The 17,258-nt window shown below is 33.7% G+C and carries 11 protein-coding genes; 3 read left to right on the forward strand and 8 right to left on the reverse strand.

Annotation, left to right across the window (positions count from 1 at the left end):
* Nucleotides 1-192: 192 nt before the first annotated feature.
* Nucleotides 193-1,311: a recombinase RecA gene (gene recA, locus deia_RS02895; protein WP_146820664.1), complete on the reverse strand. Its 1,119-nt coding sequence runs from the start codon at nt 1,309-1,311 to the stop codon at nt 193-195.
* 81 nt (nt 1,312-1,392) lie between these two features.
* Nucleotides 1,393-2,814, reverse strand: a complete 1,422-nt coding sequence (locus deia_RS02900) for a hypothetical protein (protein ID WP_146820665.1) — start codon at nt 2,812-2,814, stop codon at nt 1,393-1,395.
* A 75-nt stretch (nt 2,815-2,889) separates the two neighbouring features.
* Between deia_RS02900 and hemJ the strand changes: the two genes are divergently transcribed.
* On the forward strand, nt 2,890-3,318 hold the full coding sequence (gene hemJ / locus deia_RS02905; protein ID WP_146820666.1) for a protoporphyrinogen oxidase HemJ: 429 nt from the start codon (nt 2,890-2,892) through the stop codon (nt 3,316-3,318).
* A 7-nt stretch (nt 3,319-3,325) separates the two neighbouring features.
* Nucleotides 3,326-5,698 (forward strand): phenylalanine--tRNA ligase subunit beta, encoded by a 2,373-nt coding sequence (gene pheT, locus deia_RS02910; RefSeq protein ID WP_146820667.1) that lies wholly within the window; start codon nt 3,326-3,328, stop codon nt 5,696-5,698.
* A gap of 157 nt (nt 5,699-5,855) precedes the next feature.
* Here the strand turns inward: pheT and rpsB are convergent, their stop codons facing one another.
* From rpsB to deia_RS02925, 3 genes are all read right to left on the reverse strand, one after another.
* Nucleotides 5,856-6,818, reverse strand: a complete 963-nt coding sequence (rpsB, locus tag deia_RS02915; protein WP_146820668.1) for a 30S ribosomal protein S2 — start codon at nt 6,816-6,818, stop codon at nt 5,856-5,858.
* Nucleotides 6,819-6,923: 105 nt separating this feature from the next.
* Nucleotides 6,924-8,420, reverse strand: coding sequence for a 2,3-bisphosphoglycerate-independent phosphoglycerate mutase (gpmI, locus tag deia_RS02920; protein WP_146820669.1), 1,497 nt, complete (start codon nt 8,418-8,420; stop codon nt 6,924-6,926).
* A gap of 49 nt (nt 8,421-8,469) precedes the next feature.
* Complete coding sequence (locus tag deia_RS02925; RefSeq protein WP_146820670.1) at nt 8,470-9,111, reverse strand: helix-turn-helix domain-containing protein; 642 nt, start codon at nt 9,109-9,111, stop codon at nt 8,470-8,472.
* 114 nt (nt 9,112-9,225) lie between these two features.
* On the opposite strand from deia_RS02925, the gene thrS reads away from it, so the two are divergent.
* A complete protein-coding gene (thrS, locus tag deia_RS02930) occupies nt 9,226-11,418 on the forward strand; it encodes a threonine--tRNA ligase (protein WP_146820671.1) in 2,193 nt (730 codons plus the stop codon).
* Between the two features lie 156 nt (nt 11,419-11,574).
* Here the strand turns inward: thrS and deia_RS02935 are convergent, their stop codons facing one another.
* The 3 genes from deia_RS02935 to deia_RS02945 form a co-directional block, all read right to left on the reverse strand.
* Nucleotides 11,575-13,266, reverse strand: a complete 1,692-nt coding sequence (locus deia_RS02935) for an AAA family ATPase (RefSeq protein WP_146820672.1) — start codon at nt 13,264-13,266, stop codon at nt 11,575-11,577.
* A gap of 85 nt (nt 13,267-13,351) precedes the next feature.
* Entirely contained in the window at nt 13,352-13,915 is a 564-nt protein-coding gene (efp, locus tag deia_RS02940) for an elongation factor P (RefSeq protein ID WP_146820673.1), read from the reverse strand.
* A 67-nt stretch (nt 13,916-13,982) separates the two neighbouring features.
* Nucleotides 13,983-17,156, reverse strand: a complete 3,174-nt coding sequence (locus tag deia_RS02945) for an efflux RND transporter permease subunit (RefSeq protein WP_161982827.1) — start codon at nt 17,154-17,156, stop codon at nt 13,983-13,985.
* Nucleotides 17,157-17,258: the final 102 nt, after the last annotated feature.

The raw sequence follows: 17,258 nt of genomic DNA on the forward strand, positions 1-17,258 counted from the left end.
TTAAAGCAAAACTATCAGTCTGTATAAAGTAATTTTCAGTTTCGATGCGTATCCAAAACGGATCGAAAAACGCAAAAATCAGCATTGAAATTAAAATAATATTTAGTATGCACAAAAATACAATAAAAAAATTACGAATTATCCACATACAAAACAATAAATCAATTAGTTGTTAATTCAAAACTTTATTAATTATAGCATATCATCATCTTCAGGGTTTGCTTTGCTATCTGCAATATCTTCCGATGAAACCTCAGCTTCCTCAGTTATGTCAACTGTTCCAAATTTTGCGCGGATTTTTGCCTCTAGTTCATCTGCAAGTTTTTTGTCTGTTTTAAGCATTTCACGAAGTTTTTCCTTTCCTTGTGCAAGTTTTTCATTATTATAGTAATAATATGCTCCAGAGCGTTGGAAAATATCCATTTTTTCGGCCAAATCAAGTATTTCACCTTCACGGCTAATACCCTGACCATACATAATTTCAAGCTCAACTTTTTTAAATGGAGGGGCTACCTTGTTTTTCACAATTTTAAATTGAGTAATCGACCCAACAGCCTCCTCTTTGCTATATAGAGTCTTGATTTTTTTCACTTCAACACGAACAGATGCGTAAAATTTTAATGCGTTACCACCAGTTGTCGTCTCAGATGGACCTTGAGAATATCCAGTCGAAATTTTCGCACGAATTTGGTTGATAAATACAACTATACAGTTAGTTTTTGAAATCGAACCTGTTAATTTACGCAGAGCTTTTGACATAAGTCTTGCCTGCAATCCTATCGATGCAGAGTCCATATCGCCGTCAATTTCCGCCTTTGGAACAAGTGCCGCAACCGAGTCAATAACGATAATATCCACAGCGCCAGATCTTGTTAAAGTATCAGCAATTTCAAGAGCCTGCTCGCCGTTATCAGGCTGAGATAAAAGCATGGAATCTATGTCTACGCCAAGTTGTTTTGCGTATTTTGGGTCAAGTGCATGCTCCGCGTCAATGAAAGCAGCAGTTCCGCCAAGCTTTTGGCAAGATGCAATAACCGTTAGTGCAAGAGTTGTTTTTCCTGAGCTTTCATGTCCATATATTTCAATTACACGACCTTTTGGAAGACCGCCAGCACCAAGTGCGGCGTCAAGTGTTAAAAGTCCCGTTGGAACAACCTCGACCTCCATGTGTTCGCATTTTCCAAGCGTCATTATTGAGCCTTTTCCGTACATTTTTTCAATTTGCGCTATGGCATCACTTAAAGATCTAGCTTTTGCAGCATCCTCTTTGGTTAGCTTTTCTTCTTTTGGTTTTTTGTCTTCTTTTGCCATATACTTATACATCTTTTCTAGAAACTAAAGATAATAAATTAAAATGCAAGGTTTTTTTACACTATGTTTTTCACAAAGCAACTATAACGAAACGCTGTTACTTTTTGGTCTTGACTGAGGCTCTTGAGGCTGTGACGGATTTTTTATTCTATCTTGCCATATCTTTTTAGCATCCTGTTTTACCTTACTGTCAACTTCCTGCTTAGGTTGTGAGGGCTGTGGTAAATTATTTTGTTTATCGATATTAAGAACAATTTTCTTGCTTTGATCTTTATTTACATCCACGTCTCTTCCAAGAGTACGATTATTTTCCACAGATTTAACAAATTTTGTAAATTTATCGCCGTAAGCATCTTCGACAATTTTTGCTGCATACATCGTATTGCCATCATTTTTGCTAATTTTATTCATACATTTATCGGCTAAATCTGTCTCCTTTTTAATATAATCATCTAGCGAGACTCCATTCTTGCCAGCATCTTTTTTCAATCCCTCATATGCTTCATCTAGCTGAGCTTTTGACATATTAACATTTGGCATTTTAGACATTGCAATTCTAATTTTTCTATAAGACTCAGAAACAAATCCATTTCCTTTATCAAGTAAGTCGAAATTTGTCTTTCTGGAAAAGAATTTTTCTACCCCAGCAAGCATTCCCTTTTTTTCATCAAGCATTTTCTCTTTGTGATATAAAGAAATTAGCTCAAGAATATTTTTACGATTTTTAACAAACTCATTAATATCCTTTGAAGATAAATATCCATTTTCTACAGCTTTTTTTACATCACTTGACACATCAGACATCCGCTTCTTAATTTTATTATCATGCGCAACATCTTTATTCCAATCTTTTATCCTATCCTCAAGATCTCCCTTTTCCAGATCACCTTGTCCGCGTATAGCATCTTCACTTGTGCCAACCTCAGATAGCTTTAAAGACGAATGATCAACGCTTTTACTTCGAAATCTTTGATTTGTACGCAACACAGATTCATTGTAATCTCTTTGTCCAACTGCAAAAATATTATCATGAGACTCTCTATACTGTGCATTATTTATTCTATTCATTTCTTCTTGATGGCTAGAATCGGCACTGCGTTCGCTTTTCTGTATAGTCTGTTGCTGAATATTTCTAACCGCTTGATTAATAGCATTTTCATCTTGACTTTTTGAATTATTTATAGATTGCACTTCTTTTTTATCCTCTGCAACTTTTGCATTTGTTTTTTGATCAATTTCCTCAGGACTGCCTTCTGGCTTTGCTATTTCTTTTGAAAATTCATCATTAAATTTTTCCCAATCCTCAGCATTGTATTTTATATTATTATCCTTATTACCTATCACCAAGTCAACCGTATTATTGCGTACAATTTCCTCAAATTCTGACTTGCTATTATCGCTTTTTACAACCTTAATAGGACTGTCTTTATCAAAATCAAGTTTTATGCCATCTGCATCTACTTCATCATCTTTATCAAAATTGACTTTTATTTTCTTCTCCATATAAATTATTTATACACATAAATTATTGCATTTTATTTTTTTATTTTCAAGAATTATTTTACATGATTTTATTTTGTGTTTAATTTTGTATTATTTTGGCATATTATAGCGTTTATTTGCTGGATGGCTGCCATTTTCTACATGCCAAGATTATTTGTTTATCACGCCGGAGTTAAAAACGGCTCAGAGTCTGATAAAATTTTCCAGATTATGGAGGCAAAATTACTGAAAATCATAATGAATCCTGCAGGAATTTTAACTTTTCTAACTGGAATTGCCCTTGCAAGAATGAAATATGGTGGACAAATTGGTAATCACTGGCTTACTGTAAAGGGCTTTGCAGCAGTACTAATCGCCGTTTTCCATATTTACTTAATGAAAATTCGGATAATCTTTTTAAATGGAAAAAATACAAAATCTCATAAATTTTATCGCTTTATTAACGAAATTCCAACAATATTGCTCTTTATTATAGTTGCAATGGTCATTTTTAAGCCTTTTTAGTTAAAATATGCGTATACCTTTATCAATTTTAAAAAAATTTCTAGACACGAATGCAACTTTAGATGAAATATCTGAAAAATTAACATCTATAGGGCTTGAGGTTGAAGAAATACACAAAAGATCCGATCTTGATGACTTTATCGTTGCAAAAATCATCAGCTTTGAAAAACATCCAAATGCCGATAAATTAAATGTATGCAAGGTTGATAACGGCACAGAAATATTGCAAATTGTCTGCGGCGCACCAAATGTAAAAGCTGACATGAAAGTTGTTCTTGCGCAAATTGGCACACTAATTCCACGTGATAATTTTGCTATAAAAAAAGCAAAAATACGCGAAGTTGAAAGCTGTGGAATGATGTGCTCTGCCTCGGAATTGCTTCTTGGAACTGATGCAAATGGAATAATTGAGCTCTCAGGTGATTTTAAAGTTGGCGAAAAATACGCCATGCAAGCTGGACTTTGCGACCCTGTAATTGAAATATCCCTCACCCCAAATCGTGGAGATTGTGCGTCGGTATTTGGCGTTGCAAGAGATTTATCGGCTGCAAAACTTGGCAAATTAATCGAAGCTAAAAACGCTTTACATGACATCAAAATTAACGATAAAATGTCAAATATTTTAAGCAAAGATTGTGCAAAATTCGGTCTTGTTAAAATTGACAATATAAACCAAAAAAGCCCGTTATGGCTGACATCCTGCCTTGAAAGTTTTGGCATAAAACCACGAAATTTTGCAGTTGATTTAACAAATTACATCATGATGACATACGGCCAGCCAATGCACGCATACGACGCTGATAAAATTAAAGGTGCGATATGTGTCAAAAATGCCGATAAAGACGAAGATTTTATCGATTTAAAAGACGAAGTTAGAAAAATTAAAAAAGGCGATATTATAATATGCGATGAGGAAAAAATCATTTGTATAGCAGGAATCATTGGATCTAAGTCGTCATGTGTTGATGAAAATACAAAAAATGTCATACTGGAAGCCGCTTTTTTTGATAAAGAGCAAATTGCAAAAACCGGTCAAAGATTAATGCTGCAAACAGATGCAAGATTTAGATTTGAACGTGGAATTGACTATAAAATGACAGATTTTGCTATAGATTTTGCTATAAATACCATAAAAAATGAACAAAATGATGCAAAAATCATCGAAAAATCAATTTTTGGTCAAGATTTTGAAAAAATAATCAAAATTGACTACGAGTATTCACTTTTTACAAAGATTATCGGCATAAACCTTCACAAAACTACGCAAGATGAAATTCTGCTATCTCTTGGATACAAAATTGAAAAAAGTGACGATAAAATATGCAAATTAGCCGTTCCATCTTTTAGAGGCGATATACTTTGTGCAAAAAACATAGTAGAAGACATCGCAAGAATTCACGGATTTTCGCATATAGTGCAACAGCCAATTTCATATCATATTACCTCAAAAAAGAACACGAAACATGAAAAAATGCTAAAAATTAAACGCCAAGCTGCATCTTTTGGCTACGACGAGCTTACAACCTTTACTTTTCAAAATGACGAAATCGTGGAAAATATAAGATACAGCACAGAAAAAGTGATAAAACTACACAATCCAATTTCTTCAAACAATTCATGTATGAGGCAATCTCTACTTTCCGGACTTTTTGAGCGTTTATCGGCATTTTTACGCTACAACATCAACGAAAATGTCGCTATTTTTGAAGTCGGCAGTGTATTTTTAGACACAAAAACCTTTGAAAATAAGACAAATCTTGCATTTTTATCACGCGGCACATTTGGCGAAAAAGACTACAGTCTAACGCAAGAAAAATCATCATGGTTAATAGCAAAAACCCATCTTGAACACATAATAAAACACGGAATCGAGATTGCAAAAGACGACATAAAGCTTACTCCATGCGAGGCAAACTTTGCACATCCTTACAAAAGCTTTTATTTATCTAAAAATGGCAGAAATATAGCTGTTTTTGGTGAATTTTCTCCCATTTTCCTTGCAAAATACGATATTTGCGACACAATTTCATTTGCGGAAATTTTTGATCTTGACTACTTATTTAGCCTTGAAAAGCCGAATGAAAAAAACAATAACGAGTGCGAATTGCAGTATTTATATAGGGATTTTAGCTTTATTGTGAAAAATGATGTCAAAATTGGCAATTTAATATCAGAAATTGAAAAAAACCCAATCATAAATGATGTAATTTTGACAGATATTTACAAAAATGAAGCGTGGAAAGACGAAATGTCTATATCGATATCTATCAAGATTGCACAAGAAAAGCAGCTAGCATCAGCAGAACTTGACAAGATTTCTGAAAAAATAATTGAAGCCGCAAGTACAATATGCAATGCAAAATTAAGAGGCGTGAAATAAACGATAAATTATGAATACAGATTTTGCAATATCTTATCTTAAAACCAAGATTTTTATGAATAATTGTGCAAGCACAAGAGAAAGAATTAACAAGTTGCATTATTACTGTGTCTAGGACTTACCGTATATATAAATTTAAACAACAAACACCACAAATCTATATAGATGTGGTTGGCAATACTGCTTCTTCTGAATCAGATTCAGCAACATTTTCAACAATTTGTCTAGTTTCTGTAGAAAAAGATGCATTTGTTTCAGTGTTTTTTTCATTGTTAGTATCCTTTTTCTTTGAAGACTTTTGGTTCAAATTTATTAGATTTTTAGTTGAACTCTTTTGATCATTGTTTATATCTATGTTATAAGATGAAACATAATCCTTTATAGCTCTTAAAATTGTATCACAAAAAAGACCTGCTATAAATTTAATAGCTTTTCTAGAATCGTCATTACAAGGTATAACATGCTCTAATCTTTCTATAGAAGAATTTGTATCAGCTATACCAATTGAGGAAATGCACAAAGAATCAGCTTCCGCAATAGCAATTGAATCTTTATTTGTATCAAAAACAACAACAATATCAGGTCTAGATGTAACTGTACGAAGTCCGTCAAAATAAACTTTTAACTTATCCAACGATTTAGATATAACACCAAGCTCTTTTTTTGAATAAACAGAGTGTCTTCCTTTATCATCAACTTCTGATAAAATTTTCTCATATTTTTTAATTTTCTTTATTGATATAACTATAGTTCTCCAATTTGTAAGCATTCCACCAAGCCATCTGTGTGTAACATAAGGTTGACCACATTTAATTGCATAATCACGAACGATATCACGCACACCTTGTCTTGTTGACACGAACAAAACAGATTTTCCAGACTTAACAGCGTTATAAATACTGTATAAAGCAGTAACCAATTGAGAATGGGTTTTTCTAACATCTATAATATGAATTCCATTTCTCTCGCCAAAAATATAGGGCTTCATCTTGTGATTCCAAGTAGAAGTTTTATGTCCAAAATGCACAGAATTTGCTATTAAATCCTCTATTGTGAAAAACGGCAAAACGCTAGATGCTGACTTGTTAAATTTTTGTTTTTTTTCAGATGATGAAGTCATTTTAAAACTTAAAATATTAAACCTAATTTAAAACTAGCTAAATAATATGTTTTACAAAAGTCAAGTACTTTTTTTAAATAATAACTTTAGCCATGAAAATCTTTATTATTGAAAGCAGTTTAACGACATGTCAGAATTTTCTTCTATATTTGCAAGTTTTAAAATGGTATTTGCGATATTTGCAAGACCTAAATTTGGCTTAAACGCTATATTTTTATCATCGATACAGACAATAAAAGGCACCGGATTTAAAGTGTGCTGTGTATGCAAATGTCCGTCGCAGTCTATCATTTCCTCGATATTTCCGTGATCTGCCGTAATTACCATTATATAATTATTATCAACTGCGGATTGTAAAATTGTACCTGCAACCTCGTCTATAACCTCTGCAGCCCTGATGGATGCTGTAAAATTTCCACTATGACCTACCATGTCTCCATTTGCAATATTGCAAACTATTAAGTCGTATTTTTTGCTTTTCATTTCCAAAATTAAGCGATCTTTTAGCTCAAAAGCTGACATTTCAGGCTTTAAATCATACGTTGCGACATTTGGAGAAGGTATTAAAATTCTATCTTCACCAGCTAAAATTTCATCACTGCCACCGCTGAAAAAGTATGTTACGTGTGCATATTTTTCGGTTTCCGCGATACGAAGTTGATTAAGTCCTAAATTTGCGTAAATATGCCCAAGGGAATTGAGTTTTTCGCTTTTTTCAAATACAATACTTGCATCCAAATCTGCAAAATATCTTGTCATTGCAATATTTTCTATTCTTGGAATATTTTGATAAATATCTTTTTGTGATGTGAAAACTGATGAAATTTGACGCATTCTATCAGCTCTGAAATTTGCAAAAAACACAATATCGTCCGTCTCAATTCCGCTATAACCAGAGATAAAACATGGCTTTATAAACTCATCGCTTATGCTATTATTTTTGTAAAATTCAACAATGGTTTTAAGGTCTTTAAACTCAAGTGAATCTGCGAAAATCATAGCATCTGTCGCAAGTTTTACTCTATCCCACTTGTTGTCTCTATCCATGGCGTAATATCTTCCAGACACGCTTGCAAGTTTAATATTTTTGCTAGATTTCACAAAATCTTCAAGATCTATCCAGTCTTGCGTTAAAAATTGACCTGGCTTTACATCTCTTCCATCTGTTATAATATGCAAATTCACCAAAATTCCCTTGTCTGCAATGGTTTTTGCAATATATTTAATGTGCTGCCTGTGCCCATGCACCCCGCCATCTGAATAAAGACCAACAATGTGCACTGCTTTTTTTGCATCAAGCAATTTTTTACAGGCTTCATTGTTGAAAAAATATCCAGATTTAATCGCATTATTTATCATTGGCAGATCTTGCATATTAATCGTTCCAGTGCCAATTGTACTATGACCCACTTCAGAATTTCCCATTTGCCCGTCGTCAAGACCCACGGCCTGCCCTGACGCATCAAGCATTGTGTGTGGATATTTGCTTAAAATATGCTCAAAATTTGGCATTTTCGCCTTTGCAACAGCATTATTTGGGCAGTCTCTATTGCCAAATGCAAACCCATCTAATATACAAAGTAGAATCTTTTTATGCAACATTTTTCCATGCCATTTTTACAATTCTAATATCAAAGAAATAAATATCAATTTATTTCTTTGTCTTATCAATATTTAGCATTTCATCGGGAGTTTTTCCTGAATCACGCATGCCAGATTTCTGAGATAATTTAATACTTCCAGTTGCAACACTTGCATCTTTGTCAAGTAATTGATCTATACTAATAGATAAAATCCCCGCAATATCTATTAGCGTATGAACATACATAGAGCCTTTACCGTTTTCATACTTTTGTACCTGTTGCGGCGTGACATTTAACTTTTTTGCAATCTGCAATTGGGTTAAATTAATTTTCTTACGGAAAAATAAAATATTTTTACCTATATTAACATACAGCTCTGGAGCATCTATTTTTTTAAATATTTCAATAATACTATTACTAGAAAAGCCAACATTTACATTAATTTTATTTACATTACTCACCAAGTTACCCTTATCAAGCATTTTTTTAACCGATGTTCCAAGAATTTTTGAAATATCAATCAATGTATGAACATACATCTGACCGTTTCCATTTTCATACTTTTGAACTTGCTGTGCTGTAACATTTAACTTCTGTGCAATTTGCAATTGTGTCAACTGCTTTTCTTTTCTAAAGACTAAAATATTTTTCCCAATATTATTGTACAGATCTTCAGAATTGACTTTTTGAAATAATTCAACTATAGCCATAGATAAAAAAAAATAATCACTAAATATGTCTTATATTTCGATATAAAAAACAAGAAAAAAAATCTTGTAATATAAAAAAATACTATCCAAAATATTTTCAAATATTTCTGCTTTATGATAAAAATCACCTTTCCAGACGGCAAAATTGGCGAATTTGAGAGCGGAATTACAGGGCTTGAAATTGCAAAAAATATTTCAATTAGTCTTGCAAAACGCACAACTGCCATGCGAATTAATGGTAATTTAGTTGATATTAGCACTAAAATAATAGTTGATTCCACTATAAAATTCATCACAAACGACTTAGGCGACGAAGACTGTCTTGACATCCTAAGACACGACGCCGCGCATTTACTTGCCCAAGCGGTAAAAGAAATCTATGGAAATAAGGTGCAAATTACAATCGGACCAAATATTGAAAATGGATTTTACTACGATATAGCATCAGGCTTTTCGTTTTCTACTGATGATTTAGCGAAAATCGAGGCAAAAATGCAGGAAATATCGCAAAAAAACTATCCAATCACCCGTGAGGAATGGAAAAGTCTTGATGCAATCGCATATTTTAAGTCAATTGGCGAGAATTACAAGGCTGAAATTATTGCGGATTTGTTTAATACTGAAAAAATTAAGCTTAACGAAAAGGACTCTGCAGAATGGGGTAATTCATTAGATATAACTAACATTGCTTCGATGTCAATTGAAATTAATAATGAAATAAAAGGATTTTTACAATATTATTATGAAAAAGGCAAACTAACAATTATGGAACTTTCGGAAGATTTAGTTCTAAATACATATACTGCTCGTGAAATAGCTTCTCAATTAATTCGTCTCAAATTTTATGACAAGCATGTTGATGAAATCTACTATAATAAACAAAACATAACCCAAGAAATAAAAGAAAAGCTAGACAAAGAAGTCGTTTCCGTATACAAACACGGGGATTTTACAGACCTTTGCCGCGGCCCACACGCACCGTCTACCGGTATGACAAAATTTTTCAAGCTGCAAAAAGTTTCAGGCGCTTACTGGCGTGGAGACAGCAAAAACCAAATGCTACAGCGGATTTACGGCACAGCTTGGCACTCTAAAGCGGCGCTTGACGATTATTTAAAGATGATCGAGGAAGCAGAAAGGCGAGATCACAGAAAAATCGGCTTAGAGCTTGATCTTTTTCATGTTCAAGAAGAAGCGGCTGGGTGTGTTTTTTGGCATCATAACGGCTGGACAATATATAAAATTATCGAAAATTTCGTACGCGAAAAAATGCTGGAAAATGGCTACCAAGAAGTAAAAACCCCTCAAATGGTGGATAAAATTTTATGGGAAAAGTCAGGTCACTGGGAAAAATTCCACGAAAATATGTTTGTTTGCGAAACTGAGGAAAAAACCTTCGCAATAAAGCCCATGAATTGCCCTTGCCATATACAAATTTTTAATCAGGGTCTCAAAAGTTATCGTGATTTACCTCTTCGCATGGCGGAATTTGGCTCATGCCATAGAAACGAGTCATCCGGCTCACTTCACGGCATAATGCGTGTGCGAAATTTCACCCAAGACGACGCGCATATATTTTGCACAATTGACCAAATTGAAAGCGAAACCATGGCATTTTGCAAATTGCTTTTTGAAATTTACGCAAAATTTGAGTTCAACGATGTTGCAATAAAGCTTTCAACAAGACCCGAAATGCGCGTTGGAAGCGATGAAACTTGGGATAAGGCCGAAAGCATGCTTTCAAATGCGATTAAAAACTGCGGATATGAATACGAAATCCTCCCTGGAGAAGGTGCATTTTATGGCCCAAAGCTTGAATTTCAGTTAAAAGATGCGATTGGAAGGCGTTGGCAGTGCGGAACCCTGCAGCTTGATTTTAACATGACAGATCGCCTTGGCGCAAAATTTATCAATAAAGACGGGGAAAAAGAAACACCTGTAATGCTGCATCGTGCAATTTTAGGCTCACTTGAGAGATTTATTGGCATTTTAACCGAAAATTATGCAGGAAAATTCCCATTCTGGCTTGCCCCAAGTCAAATCGCAATATGCACAATAACTAACGATTTAGACGATTATGCAAGCGAGATTGTAGCAGATTTAAAGTCAAAAGGGGTGCGTGTTATTTTTGACAATAACGCCGCAACGCTAAATGCGAAAATTCGCGCTCACAGCCTTGCAAAAATACCTTTTATTGGCATAATTGGGAAAAAAGAAAAGGAACTTTCGCAGATAACAATGCGCCGCCTTGGAAGTGATGAAAATATCACGATAAATGCTGGTGAAATTATTGATTTTTGTAAATAAATAAAAGTCCAAGAGGTTACATTTGAAATACACCTCTTTTTAAAATCTTAGTTGCCAAATCTTGTGCGGCTTTGTCTGGATTTGCTGATATCATGCGGGAAATTGTACAAAAATTTTTACTTTATCAAATTTTCAAAGTGCTATATTTTGTCAACTTTAATGACTAAAAACACCTCTTTTTAAAATCTTAGTTGCCAAATCTTGTGCGGCTTTGTCTGGATTTGCAGATATCATGCGGGAAATTTCGCCAAGACGCATGCTATCGTCAAGTGATAAAATAGAGGTAATGGTTGAATTCTCTAGGCTTGATTTTGCAACCTGTAGTTGATTATCTGCAATTCCTGCAATATATGGGCTGTGTGTTATTGCAATTATCTGTAGAAATTTTGACATCTTGTAAAGCTCGCTTGCAACTTTAATTGATATATTTGAGCTGAGACCTGCTTCAATTTCGTCAAAAATCACAACGCCGCCGCTGTTAAACTTCGTTGCAATGGCTGCTTTTAGGGCTAAAATTAACCTTGAAATCTCACCGCCAGATGCAATTTCGTCAATTGGAAGCGTCTTTGACCCACGATTAAGGCAGGCCATAAAACGCACGGAATTTGACCCAATTTCAGTGATTTTGTCTGAAATATTTTCAATTTCTATCTTAAAAATTGCCTCTTTCATTTCAAGATTTGTAAGCATTGAGTTTACAAATTCCTCAATTTCAGTCGCACTTTTACGGCGAATTTTATCCAACTCTAACGCAGATTTTTCATATTCCTTGCGAATATTTTCAAGTTCATCTTCATATTTTTTTACATCCCCACGAAGCTTATAAGTATTGTCAATTTTTTCACGAATTTCTTTAGTAAAGGCATAAAAAGACCCACTTGGAATGCGGTATTTTTGCGAAATGGATCTTATTAAATCCATTCTTTCCTCAAGCTCGTTTATATCAAGATCTGACGATTTTTTAACATCATCAATTAAATTTTCCAAAATATCCTTTGCCTGTATGATATTTTCACACGCAGCATCAAGTAACTCGGCAGATTTTTCAACTTCAGTGCAAATTGTCTCGGCTTTATCAGGGTTTTCATCATCTTGATAGGAGAATTTTGAAAAAGCATTTTGACACGACGCAATATTTAAACTTGAAATTTTTTCAACAATATGCAGTAAAGACTCGGAAATTCTATTTGCCTTTAAAAAATCAGCTCTTTTGGAAATCACTTCCCTTTCCTCATTTTCGCCAATTTCGTATTTTGCAAGCTCCTCTTCAAGTTCCTCAAGCTCATTAATCTCCTTTTCGCATTTTGCAAGATTTTCACGCTTTTCAAGCAAAATCGCTAGCTTTTCCTTATAATTTTGGCTTAATTGCTTAATATTTTTAAACATTTCAGGATTTTGAATATATTTATCTAAAATTCCAATATGACACGCAGGAGACAAAACATCAAGCTGAGACATTTGCCCATGAATTTCAATTAAATCAGTTGTTAAATCACGTATGAAAGATACGCTCGATGGCATGTCGTTTATGAAAATCTTACTGCCTGAGTCTTTATTAATAACTTTTTTTATAACCAAAATACCGCTTACATCATAGCCAAATTCTTCAAGTTTCGCAAGCATATCCTTGTTTTTTGATATATCAAACTCTGCCCAAATAACCCCGCGTGTTGCACCATTTCTAATAACATTTTGGCTTGCTCTATCCCCTACTATAATATTTATACTGTCTAAAATAACAGACTTTCCAGATCCGCTATCGCCTGTAATTGAAGTCATTCCAGGTGCAAAATTAATCTCAGCCCTTTCAATTAACACAATGTTTTCAATATACAAAGCTCTAAGCATTTGCAAATAAATAAAGAATCTTCACAACAATAGAAGTATTATTTTTATATTCAAGTCTTTTTAATAAGAAAAAAGATTAGTGCAATTAAGCCCTTTCACGATACTGTCTACTTTCTATATTTACAATAATTAGCTCACCTTCTTTAATGAAAGATGGAACCTGTATTGTGATTCCATTATTTAACTTCGCCGGTTTTGAAACATTTGTTACAGTTGCTCCTTTAATTTCAGGATCAGTTTCAATAACTTTTAATTTAATATTTTCAGGTAAAACAATTCCAACAAAAGCATCATCAATCAACTCTATTTTAACCTTAAGATCGTCGATTAAAAATACATGATCATCGCCGATGTCAGATAAATTTAACTCAAGCTCTTCGTATGTATCCATTCTTAAAAACAAAGCACTATCGCCGTTAATATAAGAAAATTGCGCATCAACTGTTTCTAAAATCAATCTGTCAACTTTATCTTCAGAGCGAAATCTTTCGTTTAATTTTGAATTAGTCTTTATATTTTTTAACTCGGCTTGAATAAACGCCCCACCCTTTCCAGGCTTAACATGTTCAGTAGAAACCACCTTCCACATTCCGTTATTGTGATTTATAATAAATCCTTTTTTTAATTCATTTGCAGATATATTTGCCATGTTTAAAGTATCAATTATTACAGAAAATTAATATTTCTTTTTAAAAGTCAAGTAAATATTTTTATCTCTACCCTGCATTCTTGATTTTTTCCAAAAGGCTTTTTTTCTTTTCCTTGCCGTGAATTTCAGGCGTGTGCAAAATTAAGCAACAAGGAGTTAGGAAAAGCGTAAAAATCGTTGCAACTAAAAGCCCTCCACCAATAGTTGTTGAAAGCTGCTCCCACCACTGCCCACCTGGTGAATTATATACAATTTTCATATCAAAAAAATCAACAGAGAAATTAAAAATCATAGGGATTAAGCCCATAATCGTTGTTGCAGACGTCATTAAAATCGGGCGAAGTCTTTGCGCACATGTTCTTAAAATTGCCGAACGAATATCAAGACCTTGCTTCATGAAAACTTGATAAGTATCAATTAATATAATATTATTACTTACAACAATTCCGGCAAGAGATATAACACCAAGCCCACACATTACTATTCCAAAGGAATCCCCTGTTGCAACAAGCCCTAAAAGAACACCCATAATTGACAAAATAACCGCAGACATCACAATTAAAGCATAGTAAATGTAGCCGAATTGCCCAATTAATATAGCAATTTTTAGGAAAATAGCAGTTCCAAAAGCCTTCATTAAAAACGCACCTGTTTCCTTCTTATCGCCCTCTTCTCCTGCAAATCTAATTATAACATCTTTGTCAAAATTCTGAGTTTTTATCCAAGAATCAATCTGAGCAACTTTTGACGGAACATTAATTCCACTTTGAACATTTGACGATATTACAATTGATATATTACCATCAATTTTCTTAATAATTGAAAGGTCTTTTTTCAAAGAAACATTTGCTACACTTCCAAGCCTTACAATATTTTTACCAACATAAAGTGGCATTTCAGATAATGCGTCAATAGTGCAATATTTTGGAGGAAATTTCAGCACAACGTCAACAGAGTCATCTGCGTAATCCGGTCTAAATTGAGTAATGATAAGCCCATTGGTGCACATTTGTAAAAATCCAGAAAGTGTATTTGCATCAACGCCATATCGCATTGCAACAGATTTTTTAAAGTCTATATCAATTTTAAATTTATCAGATGGCAGAGAGCTTCCAAGGTCTTTAATTTCCTTGTCTTTATCCATGAAATCATAAATTTTATCAAAAACACCATTTAATTTATCTTGATATTCAGACATTATTTCAACTTGAATGCTTTTTTCACCAGATCTTGGGCCGGGTCTTTCCTGTAAAACTTCAAGCATACCACCTGAGTAATTTTCAAGATTTTTCATTATATCCTCAGATATTTTATCAGACGATCTACGCTTATTCCAGTCAGTAAGCTCAATATCTATAACGCCCGCTACATCATCGGCATAATTGCCTGCCTGATTTCCGGAATTTCCAAAAACCTTAGTGTATAAAATCTTAATTTCACTTGATAGCGGCGCAAGTTTTTCTTCAATTTGCTTCATCATTGATATTTTTTGATCGATATTAACATTGCCGCCAGAATGCAACACAACTTGAATATTATTTGCATCAACTATCGGGAAAAATTGCACCCCCTTGCCTATAGTCTTGTACACAAAAACAGATCCAAAAAACGCCATTATTATAATAAAAATGAACTTCTTTGGAAAGTTTAAAACGCTATTTAGTAAATTAATATAACTACCAGTCAAGCCAGTCAGAGCCAAAACATCGCCATGCTCAGATTTCTCAACAAATTCCTCATCTTTTTTATGCCTTGCCTCGTCTTCTTTAGTAAGCGAGCCAAACATATAGCCCAAAACAGGAACAAAAATCAATGCAGAAAGTATAGAAGCTGTTAAAACTGCAACAATTGTAATTGGAATGAATTTCATGAACTGCCCTATAATTCCAGGCCAAAACAACAATGGTAAATATACTATAATTATCCCAACTGTTGCAGAAAGAACGGGAACTGCCATTCTACCTGATGCTTTTGGATATGCAACATCGTGTTTTTCACCCTTGGACATTAGTCTATCTGCATACTCAGCAACTATTACAGATGCATCAACTATCATTCCAGATGCCAAAATTAAAGCAAAAAGAACAACCATGTTTAATGTGTACCCAAGGAAATCTATAGCAAGAATGCCAATAAAAAACGAAATTGGAACAGAAGTTGCAACAATTAATCCTTGTTTTTTACCAATTTGACTAATTACAACAAGTGCAACTAAAATAACAGCAAATATAACATTATTTCCAAGATCTGACAAAGATTCTTCAATTTTCTTCGACGAATCTCGCGAATATTCAATCGAAATATCAGATGGAATCGCTCCACCCTCAATTTCCTTGGCTATAATTTCCTTAACAGTCTCTATTGTCTCTATAATATTTGACCCATAACGCTTTGAAACCTCAAGCACTATAGCAGATTTTCCGTTCATAAATGCCGCATTTGGACTATCAACATAAGTTTGCTTAATAACACCCAGATCTCCAACCTTTACAACATCATTTTTCCTAGCTATTATCGGCAATTCTTCAATATCTTTATTCGTCTTTGGAAGGGATGAATCTGAATCTAAAACACTTGACGATAGATTGAAATTCATATAACCACCCGAAACCAGCTTATTATTTGCTTTAACCGCAGCAGATACCTCAAATGGCGAAACATGATGACGCTCAAAAGCATAAGGTTTTGCTATAATTTCAAGTAAATCATCTTTATCCCCAACCATACTGACCTCAAGAACATTTGGAACCATCTCTATTCTTTTTTTCAAAAAGCGTCCAAATTTTATCATTTGCGCCTCGCTGTAATTACCATACATCCCAACGTATAAAACAGGGAATTTACTAAAATCTATTTCCTTTATAATCGGCTCTTCAATCTCCGCTGGAAGCTCACTTCTTACCTCGTCAATTTTGTCTTTAATTCGGCTTTTTGCTTCAGTTACATCAAAACCGGCATCAAATTCAACAGAAACAGAAGCATATCCATTTACCGCGCGCGAACTAATTTTTTTAACATTTGCAACGCCTTTTAATTTTTTTTCAATTGGCCGAAGTATTAATCTTTCAGCGTCAGAGGCAGAAATACCACGCATTATAACAGATGTATATATAAGTGGAACTTTTACATCTGGATTTTGTTCTTTTGGAATGTTATAAAATGTAAGAGACCCTATAAATAGTAAAAACAAAATTAATATAAATATAAGCTTTGATTGCTTTGTAATTTTCTCGAAAAACACTTTAATAATAAGTCAATTAATCTGATGTAATTCAAATGAAAAATAAAAAACAAGAAAAAAATTAAAAAAAAACTTGACTAAAATAATATTATGTTTATGAAG

Source organism: Candidatus Deianiraea vastatrix, assembly GCF_007993655.1.
Lineage (GTDB): Bacteria > Pseudomonadota > Alphaproteobacteria > Rickettsiales > Deianiraeaceae > Deianiraea > Deianiraea vastatrix.